At 65.7% G+C, this 14,405-nt stretch carries 15 protein-coding genes; 5 read left to right on the top strand and 10 right to left on the bottom strand.

From position 1 onward, the window contains the following. Positions 1-184 precede the first annotated feature (184 nt). Both QZY06_RS15885 and ppx read left to right on the top strand, forming a co-directional pair. Complete coding sequence (locus QZY06_RS15885) at positions 185-577, top strand: MAPEG family protein (RefSeq protein ID WP_295686042.1); 393 nt, start codon at positions 185-187, stop codon at positions 575-577. A gap of 5 nt (positions 578-582) precedes the next feature. After that, positions 583-2,103: an exopolyphosphatase gene (gene ppx / locus QZY06_RS15880; protein WP_295686041.1), complete on the top strand. Its 1,521-nt coding sequence runs from the start codon at positions 583-585 to the stop codon at positions 2,101-2,103. Between the two features lie 11 nt (positions 2,104-2,114). Here ppx and fabR read toward each other — a convergent pair whose 3' ends face one another. Beyond that, positions 2,115-2,789 (bottom strand): HTH-type transcriptional repressor FabR, encoded by a 675-nt coding sequence (fabR, locus tag QZY06_RS15875; protein WP_295686040.1) that lies wholly within the window; start codon positions 2,787-2,789, stop codon positions 2,115-2,117. Positions 2,790-2,979: 190 nt separating this feature from the next. Between fabR and QZY06_RS15870 the strand changes: the two genes are divergently transcribed. Further along, positions 2,980-4,101, top strand: coding sequence for an FAD-binding oxidoreductase (locus QZY06_RS15870; RefSeq protein ID WP_295686039.1), 1,122 nt, complete (start codon positions 2,980-2,982; stop codon positions 4,099-4,101). Positions 4,102-4,184: 83 nt separating this feature from the next. Continuing rightward, the gene (locus QZY06_RS15865) at positions 4,185-5,318 is read left to right on the top strand and encodes an acyl-CoA desaturase (RefSeq protein WP_295686038.1); all 1,134 of its coding nucleotides are present in this window, start codon (positions 4,185-4,187) and stop codon (positions 5,316-5,318) included. Positions 5,319-5,370: 52 nt separating this feature from the next. On the opposite strand, the gene mscL is transcribed toward QZY06_RS15865, so the two are convergent. From mscL to QZY06_RS15820, 9 genes are all read right to left on the bottom strand, one after another. Next, positions 5,371-5,781 (bottom strand): large-conductance mechanosensitive channel protein MscL, encoded by a 411-nt coding sequence (mscL, locus tag QZY06_RS15860; protein WP_295686037.1) that lies wholly within the window; start codon positions 5,779-5,781, stop codon positions 5,371-5,373. 45 nt (positions 5,782-5,826) lie between these two features. Continuing rightward, the gene (locus QZY06_RS15855; RefSeq protein WP_295686036.1) at positions 5,827-6,717 is read right to left on the bottom strand and encodes an SDR family oxidoreductase; all 891 of its coding nucleotides are present in this window, start codon (positions 6,715-6,717) and stop codon (positions 5,827-5,829) included. A gap of 22 nt (positions 6,718-6,739) precedes the next feature. Beyond that, positions 6,740-7,420 carry a pyridoxamine 5'-phosphate oxidase family protein gene (locus tag QZY06_RS15850; protein WP_295686035.1) on the bottom strand — a complete coding sequence of 227 codons (681 nt, stop codon included), beginning with the start codon at positions 7,418-7,420 and terminating at the stop codon, positions 6,740-6,742. A gap of 105 nt (positions 7,421-7,525) precedes the next feature. After that, entirely contained in the window at positions 7,526-8,713 is a 1,188-nt protein-coding gene (locus QZY06_RS15845; protein WP_295686034.1) for a heme biosynthesis HemY N-terminal domain-containing protein, read from the bottom strand. Next, entirely contained in the window at positions 8,713-9,768 is a 1,056-nt protein-coding gene (locus QZY06_RS15840) for a uroporphyrinogen-III C-methyltransferase (RefSeq protein ID WP_295686033.1), read from the bottom strand. The genes QZY06_RS15845 and QZY06_RS15840 overlap by 1 nt, the downstream gene beginning before the upstream one ends. After that, entirely contained in the window at positions 9,765-10,541 is a 777-nt protein-coding gene (locus QZY06_RS15835) for a uroporphyrinogen-III synthase (RefSeq protein WP_295686032.1), read from the bottom strand. The genes QZY06_RS15840 and QZY06_RS15835 overlap by 4 nt, the downstream gene beginning before the upstream one ends. Further along, positions 10,534-11,457: a hydroxymethylbilane synthase gene (gene hemC, locus QZY06_RS15830; protein ID WP_295686031.1), complete on the bottom strand. Its 924-nt coding sequence runs from the start codon at positions 11,455-11,457 to the stop codon at positions 10,534-10,536. Before hemC ends, QZY06_RS15835 begins: the two co-directional genes overlap by 8 nt. 29 nt (positions 11,458-11,486) lie before the next feature. After that, entirely contained in the window at positions 11,487-12,245 is a 759-nt protein-coding gene (locus tag QZY06_RS15825; RefSeq protein WP_293396253.1) for a LytTR family DNA-binding domain-containing protein, read from the bottom strand. Positions 12,246-12,248: 3 nt separating this feature from the next. Then, positions 12,249-13,355 (bottom strand): sensor histidine kinase, encoded by a 1,107-nt coding sequence (locus QZY06_RS15820; protein ID WP_295686030.1) that lies wholly within the window; start codon positions 13,353-13,355, stop codon positions 12,249-12,251. Positions 13,356-13,492: 137 nt separating this feature from the next. Between QZY06_RS15820 and argH the strand changes: the two genes are divergently transcribed. Continuing rightward, positions 13,493-14,405 (top strand): argininosuccinate lyase (argH, locus tag QZY06_RS15815; RefSeq protein WP_295686029.1); only part of this gene is annotated, 913 nt, incomplete at its 3' end.

Below are 14,405 nucleotides of genomic sequence, written 5' to 3'. Positions count from 1 at the left end.
GCGCGAAGAGCAGCCGCGCAGCGGACGGTATGGTCGGCGAATCCGGGGCTTGCGTCAATAAAACTGGCTGTTTCAGAGCCTGTTTTTGCGTTCGGCACAGGGCATCGACACGATCGGGCTGGTCATAGAGTTCAGTTATAGTTCGCCGGCTTTCCTCTCGCCCGATCGTCGACCCGGTGCTGCCATGCAAATCCCCGTGACTGCCACCTGCGCTGCGCTTGGCGGTCTGCTGATCCTGGCACTGGCGCTGCGTGTGTCGCTACTGCGCGGCCGCCACCGGATCGCACTCGGCGACGGCGGCAATCACGAACTGCTTCGGGCGATCCGCGCGCATGCGAACACGGTCGAATTTCTACCGATGTTCGTCAGCCTGTCGCTCTGCTACGAGCTGTATGCCGGCGCGAACTGGCTGTTGATCACGCTGGTCGCACTGTTCTTGTTTGCCCGCTTCAGCTTCGCCATCGGCCTGAGTCTGGCGCCGGTGCATCCGCTGCGCCGGCTCGGCGCCGGCCTGTCGTATCTGTGCTTGCTGTTGTTGTCGCTGCTGCTGCTGGCAGCGGTCCTCACCGCGCTCTGACGGCGGTGGCCGGCAAGCGCACGAAACCCGCTGCGAATCCGGCAGCCGGTGAAGTTGCCGCGGTTGATCTCGGCTCCAATTCCTTCCACATGCTGGTGGCTCGCGACAGCGGCGGCCAGTTGCAGATCGTCGATCGCCTGCGCGATGCCGTGCGCCTGGCCGCCGGGCTCGACGCCAATCGCATGCTCACCGCCGAATCCGAAAGCCGCGCGCTCGATTGCCTGAAGCGCTTCGGCCAGCGCCTGCGCGGCATCCCGCCCGAGCGGGTGCGCGTGGTCGGCACCAACACCATGCGCCGGCTCGCCGATGGCGGCCGCTTCATGCGCGCAGCCGAAAAGGCGCTCGGTCACGAGATCGAAGTGATCTCCGGCGTCGAAGAAGCGCGCCTGGTCTACAACGGCGTCACCCACGGCCTCGGCAAGCCGAAGCCGCGACGGCTGGTGGTCGACATCGGCGGCGGCTCCACCGAGCTGATCATCGGCCAGGGTGCCGATCCGCGGCTGATGGAGAGCATGGCGCTTGGCTGCGTCACCCACACCCAGCGTTACTTCGCGGACGGCGTCATCACTCGCGCGCGGATGCAGGAAGCGCGGCTGGCCGCGCGAGTCGAACTGGAATTCGTCGAGCGCCAATACCGCGCCGCCGGCTGGGATGTCGCGATCGGCGCCAGCGGCACCGTGCGCGGGGTCTGGCGCGTGGCCCGCGGCCAGGGCTGGGCCGAAGAGAAGATCACCCGCGAAGCCGTCAACCGCACGGTGGAACTGGTGATCCGCACCGGCAACGTCGCCAAGATCGACTTCCCCGGCCTGCGCGAAGATCGCCGCCCGGTGTTCGCCGGTGGGCTGGCGGTGCTCGCCGGCGTCTTCGACAGCCTCGGCATCGACGCGATGGAAACCTCCGAGCACGCGCTGCGCGAAGGCCTGATCTACGACCTGCTTGGCCGGCTTGCCGACAACGACGTGCGCAGCCGTTCGGTCGACGCGATGGCAACCCGCTACGGCGTCGATCATGAGCAGGCGCGTGAAGTCGAACGCTCGGCGCTGAAGCTGCTCGATCAGGCCCACGAGGCCTGGCAGCTCGATCGCGAAGTGTCGGCGCGCCTGTTGCGCTGGGCGGCGCTGTTGCACGAGATCGGCCTGGTCATCGCTCACGAGGGCAGCCATCGCCACGGCGAATACATGCTGCGCAACGCCGAACTGTTCGGCTTCTCGCAGACCGATCAGCGTCTGGTCGCAGCACTGGTACGGCTGCAGCGCGGCAAGTTCGCCCAAGGGGCGCTGGAAGATCTGCCGGAGAGCTGGCAGCAGCCGATCGCCAGACTCGCCGTGCTGTTCCGGCTGGCAATCGTGCTGCATCGCTCACGCGCGCCGGGGCTGCGCATTCCGTTCGAACTCGGCGCCAGCGGCAAGCAGCTGAAGCTGGCTTTCCGCAGCGGCTGGCTGGACCGTCATCCGCTGACCCGCGAGGATCTGGAGCTGGAAGCCGGCTATCTCGCGGCCGCCGGTTACAAGCTGCGCTTCAGCTAGTCAGCTGGACTTCACTCGTCGCGCCACAGCTGGGCGCCGAGGAAGATCACCCGCAGTTGGTGCACCAGAGTGTCTTCGATCAGCTGAGCAGAGTCGCCAGGCGGCAGATCGAGGATGTCGGTCGCGCCGTTGAGCATGGTGCTCACCACCAGGCCGCAGATCATCTGCAGCGAGTCCGGCGTCAACTGCGGAAAGATCGCCAGATGGCGTAGATCCTGGGTCAGCTCGGCAGTGAACTGGTCGACCTCGTTGCGGATCGCGCCGCGTATCACCGGCGAGCCGCCGGTACGCTCGCCGGCAATGAACAGGAAATGCAGGCGATTGGCCAGCACGAACGCCGCATAGACCTGCACCGAGCGGCGAATCATGTCCTTCACCGGTGCGCCGGCGCGGCGCGCTTCGCGGAGCATGCGGCGCAAGGTCAGCGCGCTTTCCTCGACCAGTACCAGACCGAGTTCGTGGGTATCGCGGAAGTGGCGATAGAAAGAGGTCGGCACCACGCCGGCGACGCGGGTGATTTCGCGCAGACCCAGCGAGTTGAAGCTGCGTCCCTCGTTCATCAGCTGCAGCGCGGCATCGATCAGCGCATCGCGGGTCCGCTGCTTGCGCTGGCCGCGCGCTGGCAACACTTCCTCTTCGGATTCCGGAATTTCCGGCTCGGACGGTTGGCGACTGCGCACGCTCATCACTGTTCCTCGGTGTACAAGCGTGATGGTAACAGCGAAACCCCTTGTAAATCCGCGTTCTGGCCGTGTTCTGACCACGCACTGATCGGACAACGACAATCATCAGTGAACAGGTAGATATTTTTAGTGAACGATTGTTGACATACCAATCCTCTTGCGTGAACATACGTCCACCAATCGAGGAGCCTTCATGTCCACCACAGCCCCGCGTACCCATTTCTTCAGCACCGGCCTGCGCCGCGCGTTGAGCTCGCGCATCGCGGCCACGCTGGCCTATCCGCATGGCGTCGACCGCTACGTGGAGCATTTCGCGCCGACCTTCTCGCTGAACGAAGTCCGCGCGGTAGTGACGGCGATCCGTTATCAGACCGACGACAGCGTGACGATGACGCTGCGCCCGAACGGCAACTGGCAGGGCTTCCGCGCCGGCCAGTACGTGCGTCTGACGGTCGAGATCAACGGCGTGCGTCGTACGCGCTGCTACTCGCCGGCCAACTCGGTACATGCCACCGACGGCCTGATCGAACTGACCGCCAAGGCGCACGCCGGTGGCTTCGTGTCCAAGCATCTCCAGCAGGATCTGCAGGTCGGCACGACAGTGGGTCTGTCGCAGGCCGAAGGCAGCTTCGCGCTGCCGGAAACGCGTCCTTCGCGCGTGCTGCTGATCAGCGGCGGCAGCGGCATCACGCCGGTGATGGCGATGCTGCGCACGCTCTGCGATGAAGGCCACGCGGGTCAGATCACTTTCCTGCATTACTCGAATGCGGCGAAGGATCAGATCTACGCCGCCGAACTGGCCGAGATCGCCGCGAAGCACTCGAACGTGCAGCTGCTGCGCGGCTATGTCGAAGCCGACCAGGGCGGCGAGCTGAGCGGCCTGTTCGGCCGCGCGCATCTGAACGATGCGGTGCCGGACTACGCCGAAGCGCAGACCTTCCTCTGCGGCCCGCCCGGCATGATGAAGGCGGTGCAGCAGCTCTGGGCCGATGAAGGCATCGCCGGGCGCCTGCATCTCGAACACTTCAGCGCTGCGCCAGTCGTCATCGACAGCGCCAATGCCGAAGGTGAAGTGCGCTTCACGCGCAGCGAACGCCTTGCCAAGAACAACGGCGGCAGCTTGCTCGATCAGGCCGAAGCCGCTGGCCTGAAGCCGGAGTCCGGCTGCCGCATGGGCATCTGCCACGCCTGTACCTGCCGCAAGACGGCGGGCCGCGTGCGCGATACCCGCACCGGCGAGATCAGCGATGCCGGCGAAAGCGATATCCAGATCTGCATCAGCGTGCCGGTCGGCACCGTGACGCTGGATCTGTAATCACATCCTGTGACCGACCGGGCCATCCATGGCTCGGGCTGCCCAAACAAGCTTTCCTCTTCAATAACCGTAGAGACCTGACCATGACCGCCATCACCAAGAACACTTTCAGCTCGCTCACGCCGGCCCAGTTCGCGGCCATCGGCAATGAGTTCGATGCCATCCGCAACCGCATGCGCGCCGACCTCGGCGAGCGCGACGCGAAATACATCCGCACGATGATCAAGCGCCAGCGCCAGTTCGAAGTGGCCGGCCGCGTGATGATGATGATTCCGCCGGTGTGGCCGGCTGGTGTTGCGGCGCTGTCCGTGTCGAAGATTCTCGACAACATGGAGATCGGCCATAACGTCATGCACGGCCAGTACGACTGGATGGGCGATCCGTCGCTGAACTCGAAGAACTTCGAGTGGGACAGCGCGGACACGTCCAAGAACTGGAAGATCACCCACAACTACGAACATCACACCTACACCAACGTCCTGAACAAGGACCATGACATCGGCTATGGCCTGCTGCGCATGTCGACCGATCAGAAGTGGGAGCCGCGCTTTCTCGCCAACCTGCCGCTGACGGTGCTGCTGCACACCTTCTTCCAGCACTTCGTCGCAGTGCAGAACCTGAAGCTCGAAGAAGTGATGATCTACAAGACCAAGACGCCGGCGCAGCTGAAGGAAGAGTTCAAGCCGGTGTGGAAGAAGATGCGCAAGCAGCTGGCCAAGGACTACGTGCTGTTCCCGCTGCTGGCCGGCCCGATGGCGCCGATGGTGTTTGCCGGCAACGTGCTGGCCAACCTGGCGCGCAACGTCTGGGCCTGTGCGGTGATCTTCAACGGCCACTTCCCGGAAGACGTCGAGCAGTTCCCGGAATCGGTCATCGAGAACGAAACGCGCGGCCAGTGGTACGTCCGCCAGCTGCTCGGCTCGGCCAACTTCAGCGGCGGCAAGCTGATGCACATCATGAGCGGCAATCTGAGCTTCCAGATCGAGCACCATCTGTTCCCGGACATCCCGGCGCACCGTTATGCCGAGATCGCCCCGGAAGTCCGCGCGATCTGCGACAAGCATGGCCTGCCGTACAAGACCGGCTCGTTCGCGAGCCAGACCTTGAGCACCTGGAAGCGCATCGCCAAGCTGTCACTGCCGTCGGGCAAGAGCGGCAAGGTGTCGCCGCGGATGGCGAATGAAAAGGCGGCGACGCCGATGGCGCTGGCTGCCTGATTGCCGCCAAGCCGGCCTGAGCGATCAGGCCGGCTTTGTTGAAGCTCGGACCTCAGCTCTTCTTGAGCAGGTCGCGGATTTCCATCAGCAGCTTTTCTTCGTTGGTCGGCCCCGGCGGTGGTGGTGGCGGTGCTGCCGCCTCAGCCTTCTTCATCGTGTTGATGCCTTTGACGACCAGGAAGATCACGAAAGCGACGATGATGAAATTGATCACCGTCTGGATGAACTTGCCGTAGCTGAGCAGTACGGCTGGCGTCTTGCCGTCTTCCGACGCGGCCTTGAGCACGAACGCCGCTTTCGAGAAATCGACGCCAGCCGTCAACTGGCCAATCACCGGCATGATCACGTCACCGACCAGCGAGGTGACGATGGCGCCGAACGCGGCACCGATGACGACACCGACGGCAAGGTCGATGACGTTGCCGCGCATCGCGAAACTCTTGAACTCCTGGGCAATGCTCATGCTGTTCTCCGGGTCTTGGAACGGTTTTCTTGATTGCAGCGAATTCTATGCCGGGCCGGCAAACGCTCGGACCACCGCATCTTCGATGAGGCATGCCGGCAGACCGGCCTCGAGGTTCGCGTACTGCGGCTGCCAGCCCAGCTGATCGACCAGCCGACGATTCGACAGCCGCTTCGATTCTTCGAGAAACGACTTCAGCATCGGCGACATCGTCTGCAGCGCGACCGCCAGCGGCACTTCCTGCGGCGCAGGCAGGCCGAGCAGCGCGGCGCAGCGGAAGAAGTAGTCGCTCATCGTCGTCGGCTGGCCATCGGAGACGTTGTAGGCCGCGCCAGCTTCACCGACCTCGGCCACGCGCAGCGCAGCAGAGGCCAGATCGTCCGCATGAATGCGATTGGTGTACGGCGACTGATCGCGCTGCACCAGCGGCGTGCCGGACTTGAGCCTTTGCAGCGGCAGGCGTCCTGGCCCATAGATGCCGGGCACACGCAGGATCATCGCCGCAATACCGTGATGTTCGGCGTAAGCCAGCGCGCGACGCTCGGCATCGAGCCGACGATGGCCGCGTGCGCTCTTCGGCTTCAGCGATTCGCCCTCGTCGATCCAGCGGCCTTCGCAGTCGCCGTAGACGGCCGAGGTCGACAGATAGATCAGTCGCACAGGCGGCTGGCTCAGCGCATCGAGCACCTGGGCGAAGCGCGGATCGGTCTCGCCTTTTTCCGGCGGCGGCGCGAAATGGAACAACCAGTCGGCGACTGGAAGATCGGCAATCGCATCAGCATCGAGATCGGCGATCTGCGCCCTGATGCCGAGCCGCGCCAGCGCCGCAGCGCTGGCTTCGGTGCGGACGATGCCGGTCACCGTGATACCGCGTGTCATCAGCTGCAGCGCGAGGCGGCAGCCGACGTCGCCGCAGCCGACGATCAGTGCCTGCATCGGACGCGCCCGCTCGCCGGCATCAACCGTCGCCTTCCATCAGGTCAGCGATGTACTTGTCGAACGTGATGGCGCCGCCAGCAGCAGCAACTGGCGCGAGATCACGCGCCGGCAGCGCATCGCCAAAAGCGTCAATGCGCTTCCACTTCGCTGCCGGTGTGGCGCAGCCGGCTTTCGGCACATAGACCGAATCGCCGAGCTTCTGGTAACGATGGATGTAGCGCGGGCAGTTGACGAACAGATTGGTGATCGCCACCCGCACGATCAGCTCGGCCTCTGGGTAATCCTTGAGCAGCGGATCGTTCGGATCGATGCTGGCGTTGCCGTGCAGGCGCAGGCGGTTGGGCGTCTCGAAATCGATGAACAGCAGGCCGACCTTGGCGTGGGTCTTGAGGTTGCCCAGCGACAGGTACATGCCGTTGCCGTCGTAGCTCGGGAAGGCGATGGTGCCGCTGTCGACGACCTTCACGAAGCCCACGGCGCCGCCCTTGTACGAGCAGGTGGGCTGGCCATCGGGGTCGACTGTCGACAGGAAGAACAGATCGCGGCTGCCGATGAAGGCTTGCTCGGGATCAGTCAATTCCGGATGCATGGTGATCATCGACACCCGGTCCGCCAGCATCTCGGTGCCGAACTGTCTTTGCAGCGCGCGTTGCGCGCTGCTGAATGTCTCGCTCGCGGTCTCGCTCAAGGTCTCACTCATCTGGGCTCGCTCCTCCATCGGTCACGGCTCGGCTGGCCGCGTGCCCGGAGTGTCGCGCATGGCGGACGGGCTGGGAACCCGCGACGGGAAGACCCTCAGCTCGCTTCAGCGATTGCCGGCGGCCAGTTCCAGACCCTGCCGATAATGCAGCGCCGCTTCTTCCGGCTGCTGGGTGTCGGCACAGAGGCGGGCCAGATCGAGGCAGGCCTTCGGCGTCGGCGCAACGGCCAGCACTGCTTCCAGATAGCTGCGCGCCTTGCCCCACAGCCGGTTGGCCAGGCAGACATGGCCGGCGACCTGCAGCAGTTCAGGCTTCTCGCCATACAGCGCCAGCCATTGCTCGACGGTCGCCAGCTGGCCGATCGGATCATTGGCGTGCAAATCACCGTAGAGCAGCGCCAGATCGCCATCCCAGTCGACCGACAGTGCCTGCGCGATCAGCGCCAGCGCTTCGGAATCGGCGTTCAGCCGGGCCAGACCGCGGACATAGACCAGGCGCACTTCGCGGTCCTCGCGCTGCGTGCCAGCCGATTCCCACAGCGCTTTCAGCACCGGCAGGCGGGCTTCGTCGATCGCCTGCTGCATCAGCTCGCGCAACACCCGGCTCATCAACTGCTCGCGACGCTTGGCGATGATCGCGCCTTCGCTGGCCGGCTCCAGTAGCAGTTCGCGCAGCGCCGTCCAGTCGCCTAGCGCGGCGTGGCTTTCGGCGAGCAGTTCGATCGCGAACGGATGGCGGGGATCCTTCTCGCGCAACTTCAGCGCGGTCTGCCGGGTGGCTTCGAACTCACCGCGCTTGCGCTGCAGATCGGCCTGCGACAGCAGCGTGGCGAATTCGTGCTCCGGGCTGTTCAGCATTGCCAGACGCAGATAGTGATCACGGCGATCCGAAGCCGCCTGACGCTGCGCGGCGCGGGCGGCCGCGAGGTAGTTCAGATGCGGCGCGTGATGGTCGCTGGCGCGCTTGACCAATTCGCTCTCGGCGCGCGCCCAGTTGCCTTCGAACAAGGCCAGCAAGCCACTCTCGAAAGAGTCCCGCGCACGATCGGCACGGCGGCGATCCACCGCTACGCGCAGGCTCGTTGGCAGGCGGAACGCGAAGCCGGACAGCCGCACCACCAGCCAGACCACCAGGAACCACAGCGCCACGCCGAAGACCAGTACCGCCAGCGAGGTCTCGACTACCCAGGGGCCGTAGTTGATCAAGACATAGCCGGTGTCCGGCCGCAGCAGCAGAATGGCGACGAGGCCGCCGACGAAGACGACGAGCAGAAACAGGAAGACGACGATCATCAGCGCGGCGTCGCGTCGAGATAGGCGCGCAGCAGGCCAAGACTGCGGCCCAGCTCCGGCAGCGGCGGATCCAGATCCAGGCTCTGCAGGCGATCGAGCTCGGCACGCGCGCCGAGCACCGCTGGATCATCGCTGCGGTAGTAATCGTCGAGGAAGGCGTCGACATCCTCGATGGTGGCGCGCATCACGCCGGTCTGGCGGGCGAGCAACGCGGCGCGCGCGGTTTCCAGCTTCATCAGCAGCAGCTGGCCAACCAGCACTTCCTGCTCCGGCGGCAGCAGGCGATCCACCGGCTTGTCGTTGCGGCGCAGGATGAACACCGCGCCGAGCACTTCGCGGAACGAGGACCAGCCACGCGACCAGGCGCTGTCGCCAGCCGGCTTCAGATCGCGCGACGGCCCGGCGTCGACGACCGAGGTCTGCGCCGGGGTGCGCGAACGCTGCGGAAACTGCGGTGCGCGACGGATCAGCGCCGACAGGCTCAGACCCGAGGCTTCGAGATCGACACCGGGCAGCGCCTGCAGCGCGCCGCGTTCAGCAGCAAGCGATTCACGGATCGCGAACAGCTGCGGCTCGGCGAGCGCGCCGAGACGGTCCTGCGCCAGGGTCAGCGCATCGGCTGCGCCCTTGGCGTCGTGAGCCAGGCGCGCCCGCTCGTTGGCGATCAGCAGCAACTGCTCGACGGCAACCAGCTGGGCACGGCTGCGGCCGCCCTGGATCGTGGTGTTGATGCGGGCCAGCGTGGCATCGGCATCGTCGGCACGGCTGGCGAGCGAGCCTAAGGTGTCGGTGTTGCGGCGCGCCGCTTCGGCGACATCGCTCTGGCGCTGCCGCAGCTGCTGGATCTCGGCGCTGGCATCGCCAAGCTGGCGGCTGAGCCGGCGCAGCAAGGTGTCCTGGGCGGCAACGGTTTCCTCGGTCGCAGCACGCTGCTGCCACAGCAGCCAGCCCGCGTAGCCGGTGCCGGCCAGTGCGACGATCAGCAGCAGGCTCAGCAGAACGGGCCAAACCGAACGGCTTGGTGTCACGCGAGCAGGGACTTCGTATTCGGTCATGCGTTCAGGGAGTGGCCGGGGCGGTGGCGCGACAGGACTTCGAGATAGGCCGCATCGGTGACCCGTTGCGGCAAGAGAGGCTGGTGCACGAAGCCCAGAATCCGCGCAGTTTCTACCACACGCGGCGACGGCACGGCCAGTTGCAGCGCTTGCAGCCGGGGCTGCGCGGCGGGCGGCGTGAGCGCTGCCAGACGGGCCAGCGCTTCGCCACTCGGGATGATCGCGAAGTTCGCCTGGCCCAGCAGTTCGGCGATCTGTTCCGGCGCGTGGTCGATGGCGACACGCCGATAGACCGCCAGCACTTCAACCTCGGCCTTGCGTGCCCGCAGGCCGGCTTCAAGCAGCGGCAACGTCTGCTCACCGGTGACGATCAGATGGCGCTGGCCAGCGATGTCCCGCAACGCCGGATGGCGCAGCAGCGCTTCGGCGCCATCACCGTCCTGCGGTGCCAGCACCGACGTGCCCGTCAGTCCGGCGAGCGCAGCGGCGGTCACCGCGCCGACGGCCGCCAGCGGCGGCCAAGGCGGCAGCAGGAGTTCTGCGGCGTGGCGAACGGCGTTGCTGCTGGTGAACAGCCAGCGATCGAACGATCGCGCGACCTGCAGGCGACGCACCGCCGCTGTGAGATCGGCAACCGGCGCGATCTCGAACAAGGGCAGACGCAGAACCCGGCCGCCGGCCTGCTCGATCAATGCGCAGAGCGCGTCGGCCTGATCCGCCGGACGCGCGACGAGAACGGTCAGACCGTCCAGCCGCGCCGTCTGCTCATGCATGGACGCCGAGCTTGGCGAGGATGTCGCGAGCGCCGTTGGCGAGCAGGCGTTCGGCCAGTTGCACGCCGAGCGCGGCGGCCTCCGAGGTCGGGCCTTCGATCTCGTCACGGACGCAGGCCGAGGCATCGGGTGCAGCGACCAGACCGGTCAGCCGCAGGCGATCGCCGGTGATCACCGCATGGCCGGCGACCGGCACCGTGCAGGCACCACCGAGCCGCGCATTGAGGCCGCGCTCGGCGGCCAGCCGGATTGCCGATTGCGGATCGTGCAGCGGCGCCAGCAGCGCGCGGGTGGCGGCATCGTTGTCCCGGCATTCGATGCCGACCACGCCCTGCGCGCAGGCCGGCACGAAGCGGCTCATGTCGAAACTTTCGCGGATGCGCGCATGGAGCTTGAGCCGGATCAGTCCGGCGGCAGCAAGCAGGATGGCGTCGTACTGACCTTCATCGAGCTTGCGCAGCCGGGTGCCGACATTGCCGCGCAGTTCCTTGATCATCAGGTCCGGCCGCAGCTGACGCAGCTGGGCCTGACGGCGCAGCGATGCGGTGCCGACCACCGCGCCCTGCGGCAGCTCGTCCAGCGAGGCATAGCGGTTCGAGACGAAAGCATCGCGCGGGTCTTCGCCGGCCAGAAACGCGGTCAGCACCAGACCCTCCGGCAGCTGCGCCGGCACGTCCTTCATCGAGTGCACCGCGATGTCGGCGCGGTTTTCGAACATCGCCGTTTCCAGTTCCTTGACGAACAGGCCTTTGCCGCCAACGGTGGCGAGGCTGCGATCGAGCAGCTGGTCGCCGATGGTGGTCATCGGCACCAGGGTGACCACGGTGCCGGGATGAGTGCGCTCGATCAGCGCCTTGACGTGCTCGGCCTGCCACAGCGCCAGCGGGCTTTCGCGGGTTGCGATTCGGATCGACAAGACAGGACTTCCTTCAGTCGTGGGCGTGATCAGTCGAGCGTCTTGTCGCTGCCGTCGTCGGTCAGGAAACGGCGCACTTCAGCGAGGCGGCGGCGGCTCACGGGCAGCAGGGTCGCGGCATGGCGGACTTTCAGCCAGTGCTGGGATTCATCGCCCTTGCCGCGTTCCAGGCCGGCGATGAAGCGGGTCGCGACCAGCGCCTTGCGATGCACGCGCAGGAACCACGGCGCGAAATCGTCTTCCAGCGTCTTCAGCGATTCCTCGATCAGCACTTCGCCGTGCAGATGGCAGACCGTGGTGTATTTCTGGTCGGCGAGGAAATAGACGATGTCCTCGGCCGGCACGCGGACCAGACCTTCGCGCGTGGTGGCCAGCACGAACTCGCGAGCCGGCTTGGTGCCGGGCAGCGCGATGGTTGGCTTCTGCGCGCGCGACAACTTGCGGATGCGCTGCAGCGCTTCCTTGAGCTTTTCCTTGCGCACCGGTTTCAGCAGATAGGCATCGCCCTGGGCGTCGAAGGCGCTCAGCGCGTGCTCGGGGTAGGCGGTGATGAAGATGATAGCCGGCGGCATGTCCTCTTCCTTGATCGCGCGCGCCACCTGCAGGCCATCGACCATGCCCATGCGCACATCGAGCAGCACCACGTCCGGCTCTTCTTCGCGGATCATCTCGATCGCCGCTTCGCCATCACCGGCTTCGCCGACGATTTCGTAACCCGGGAATTCCGCGACCAGACGACGCAGGCGCTCGCGAGCCAACGGCTCGTCATCAACGATCACGACTCTCATGCTTCACTCCTCCTGGGCGATGGGCGCGTTCAATTCCGCGCCACTATGTAAGACATACGGCAAACGCAGGCGCGCGCGGAACAGCGGTCCGAACTCATCCCGGTCATCTCCGAGGATCAGCTTGGCACGCTCGCCGTAGATCAGCTTGATGCGCTGCGCAATATTGGTGATGGCAGTACCCGTGCCCGCCCGCTTCGGCGAGTCCTCGGGCGGAATCGGGTTCTCGACGTCGATGATCAGGAACTCACCTTCGCGGCGGGCGATGACGTGCAGCATGCCGCGCGCGCGCAGCCGTGACACCCCATGCAGCACGCCGGTCTCGACCAGCGGCTGCACGGTGAGGCGCGGCACCTGGGCGTCGAGCACGCTGTCCGGCACTTCCCAGTTGACCAGCAGCTTGTCGCCGAGGCGGATTTCCTCGATGCGCATGTAGCCCTTGACGATCTCGATCTCCTCGCGCAGCGGAATCAGCCGCTGGCGCGAATCGAGGCTGACCCGGAACAGGTCGGCGAGATCGATGACCATTTCCTCGGCCACGTCCGGCTTCGACGGAATCAGTTCGGCCAGCGAGTTCAGCGCGTTGAACAGGAAATGCGGGCGGATGCGCGCCTGCAGCGCCAGATAGCGGCCATCGGCCTCGGCGCGGGATTCCTCCTGCCACTGGTGGTTTTCCCAGAGATAGCGCAGCAGCAGCAGGCCGACGATCGCGGCGATGCAGACATTGCGCAGCACGAACGACCAGGCTTCGGCCGGAGGCAGCAGATTGAGTGCGAAGCGCAGATCGAGCAGCCAGGTCGCCGTGCTGACCCCGAAGGTCACCAGCACCAGTACGAACCAGCAGATGAAGAACAGCACGCCGCTGGGCAGCGCAGTCATGAAGCGACGGACCATGCACAAGGCCGCGGCGGCGCAAAGCCCGGTCCACTGCAGATACAGCGACAGCAGCAGCAACTGGCGCAGCGCCTGCTGGCTATCTGAGCTGCCGACCGCCAGGGTCAGCACCACTGCGATCAGCTCCATCACATAGGCCAGCGTCAACAGCGAATTCGCCCGACAGAACTCCGGGATCAGGCTGTTTTCCGAGTGGGCGGCGACTTCGAATCGCTTCATCGACGAAGCCTATCGGAAGTCTCCGGGGTCTGTCTCCGGGGCTATAGCCCTCGCCTTACAATAGAAGCCCGGCCGAAGCTGAAATCCGCTCCTGGCTGACTCGATCTCTCCCCGTTTCCAGCCGTGCCGCGCCGACAATGACTCCCGCCGACCCCGTTTCCCCGAAGACCCCGCCCGCTGCCAAGCTCTGGGGTGGCCGCTTCGCCGAAGGCACCGATGCGCTGGTCGAAGCGTTCTCGGAATCGGTCAGCTTTGATCAGCGCCTGTGGCGGCAGGACATCGCCGGCAGCACCGCGCATGCGCGGATGCTCGGCAAGGTCGGCGTGCTGAAAGCGGCGGATGTCGAGGCCATCGTCGACGGCCTGGCGCAGATCCGCAGCGAGATCGAAGCCGGCCGTTTCGAGTGGCAGGTCGCGCTCGAAGACGTGCACATGAACATCGAATCGCGGCTGACCGCGATGATCGGCGATGCCGGCAAGCGCCTGCACACGGCGCGCTCGCGCAACGATCAGGTCGCCACCGATCTGCGCCTGTACGTCCGCGATGCGATCGATGAACTGGTGATCACCATCGGCGTGCTGGCCGATGTACTGCTCGATCTCGCCGAGCGCGAGGCCGACACCATCATGCCGGGCTTCACCCACATGCAGATCGCCCAGCCGGTGACCTTCGGCCATCACATGCTGGCCTGGCGCGAACAGGTGCTGCGCGATCGTGCCCGCTTGCTCGACGTGCGCAAGCGAGCCAACGTGCTGCCACTCGGTTCGGCGGCACTGGCCGGCACGGTCTACCCGATCGATCGCCATTTCGTTGCCGAGCAGCTGGGCTTCGATTCGGTCTCCGAGAATTCGCTCGACGCGGTCAGCGATCGCGATTTCGCGATCGAGTTCGTCGCATCCGCCGCGCTGGCGATGGTGCACCTGTCGCGCTGGAGCGAGGAGCTGATCCTGTGGTGCACGCCGATGTTCGGCTTCGTGAAGCTGCCGGATCGCTTCTGCACCGGCTCGTCGATCATGCCGCAGAAGAAGAACCCGGACGTGCCCGAACTGG

Origin of the sequence: uncultured Nevskia sp. (assembly GCF_903885465.1) — a bacterium.
In the GTDB taxonomy this organism is placed as follows: Bacteria; Pseudomonadota; Gammaproteobacteria; order Nevskiales; family Nevskiaceae; genus Nevskia.
Note: the sequence above shows the minus strand (reverse complement) of the source record. Positions and strands in the feature narration are given on the sequence as shown.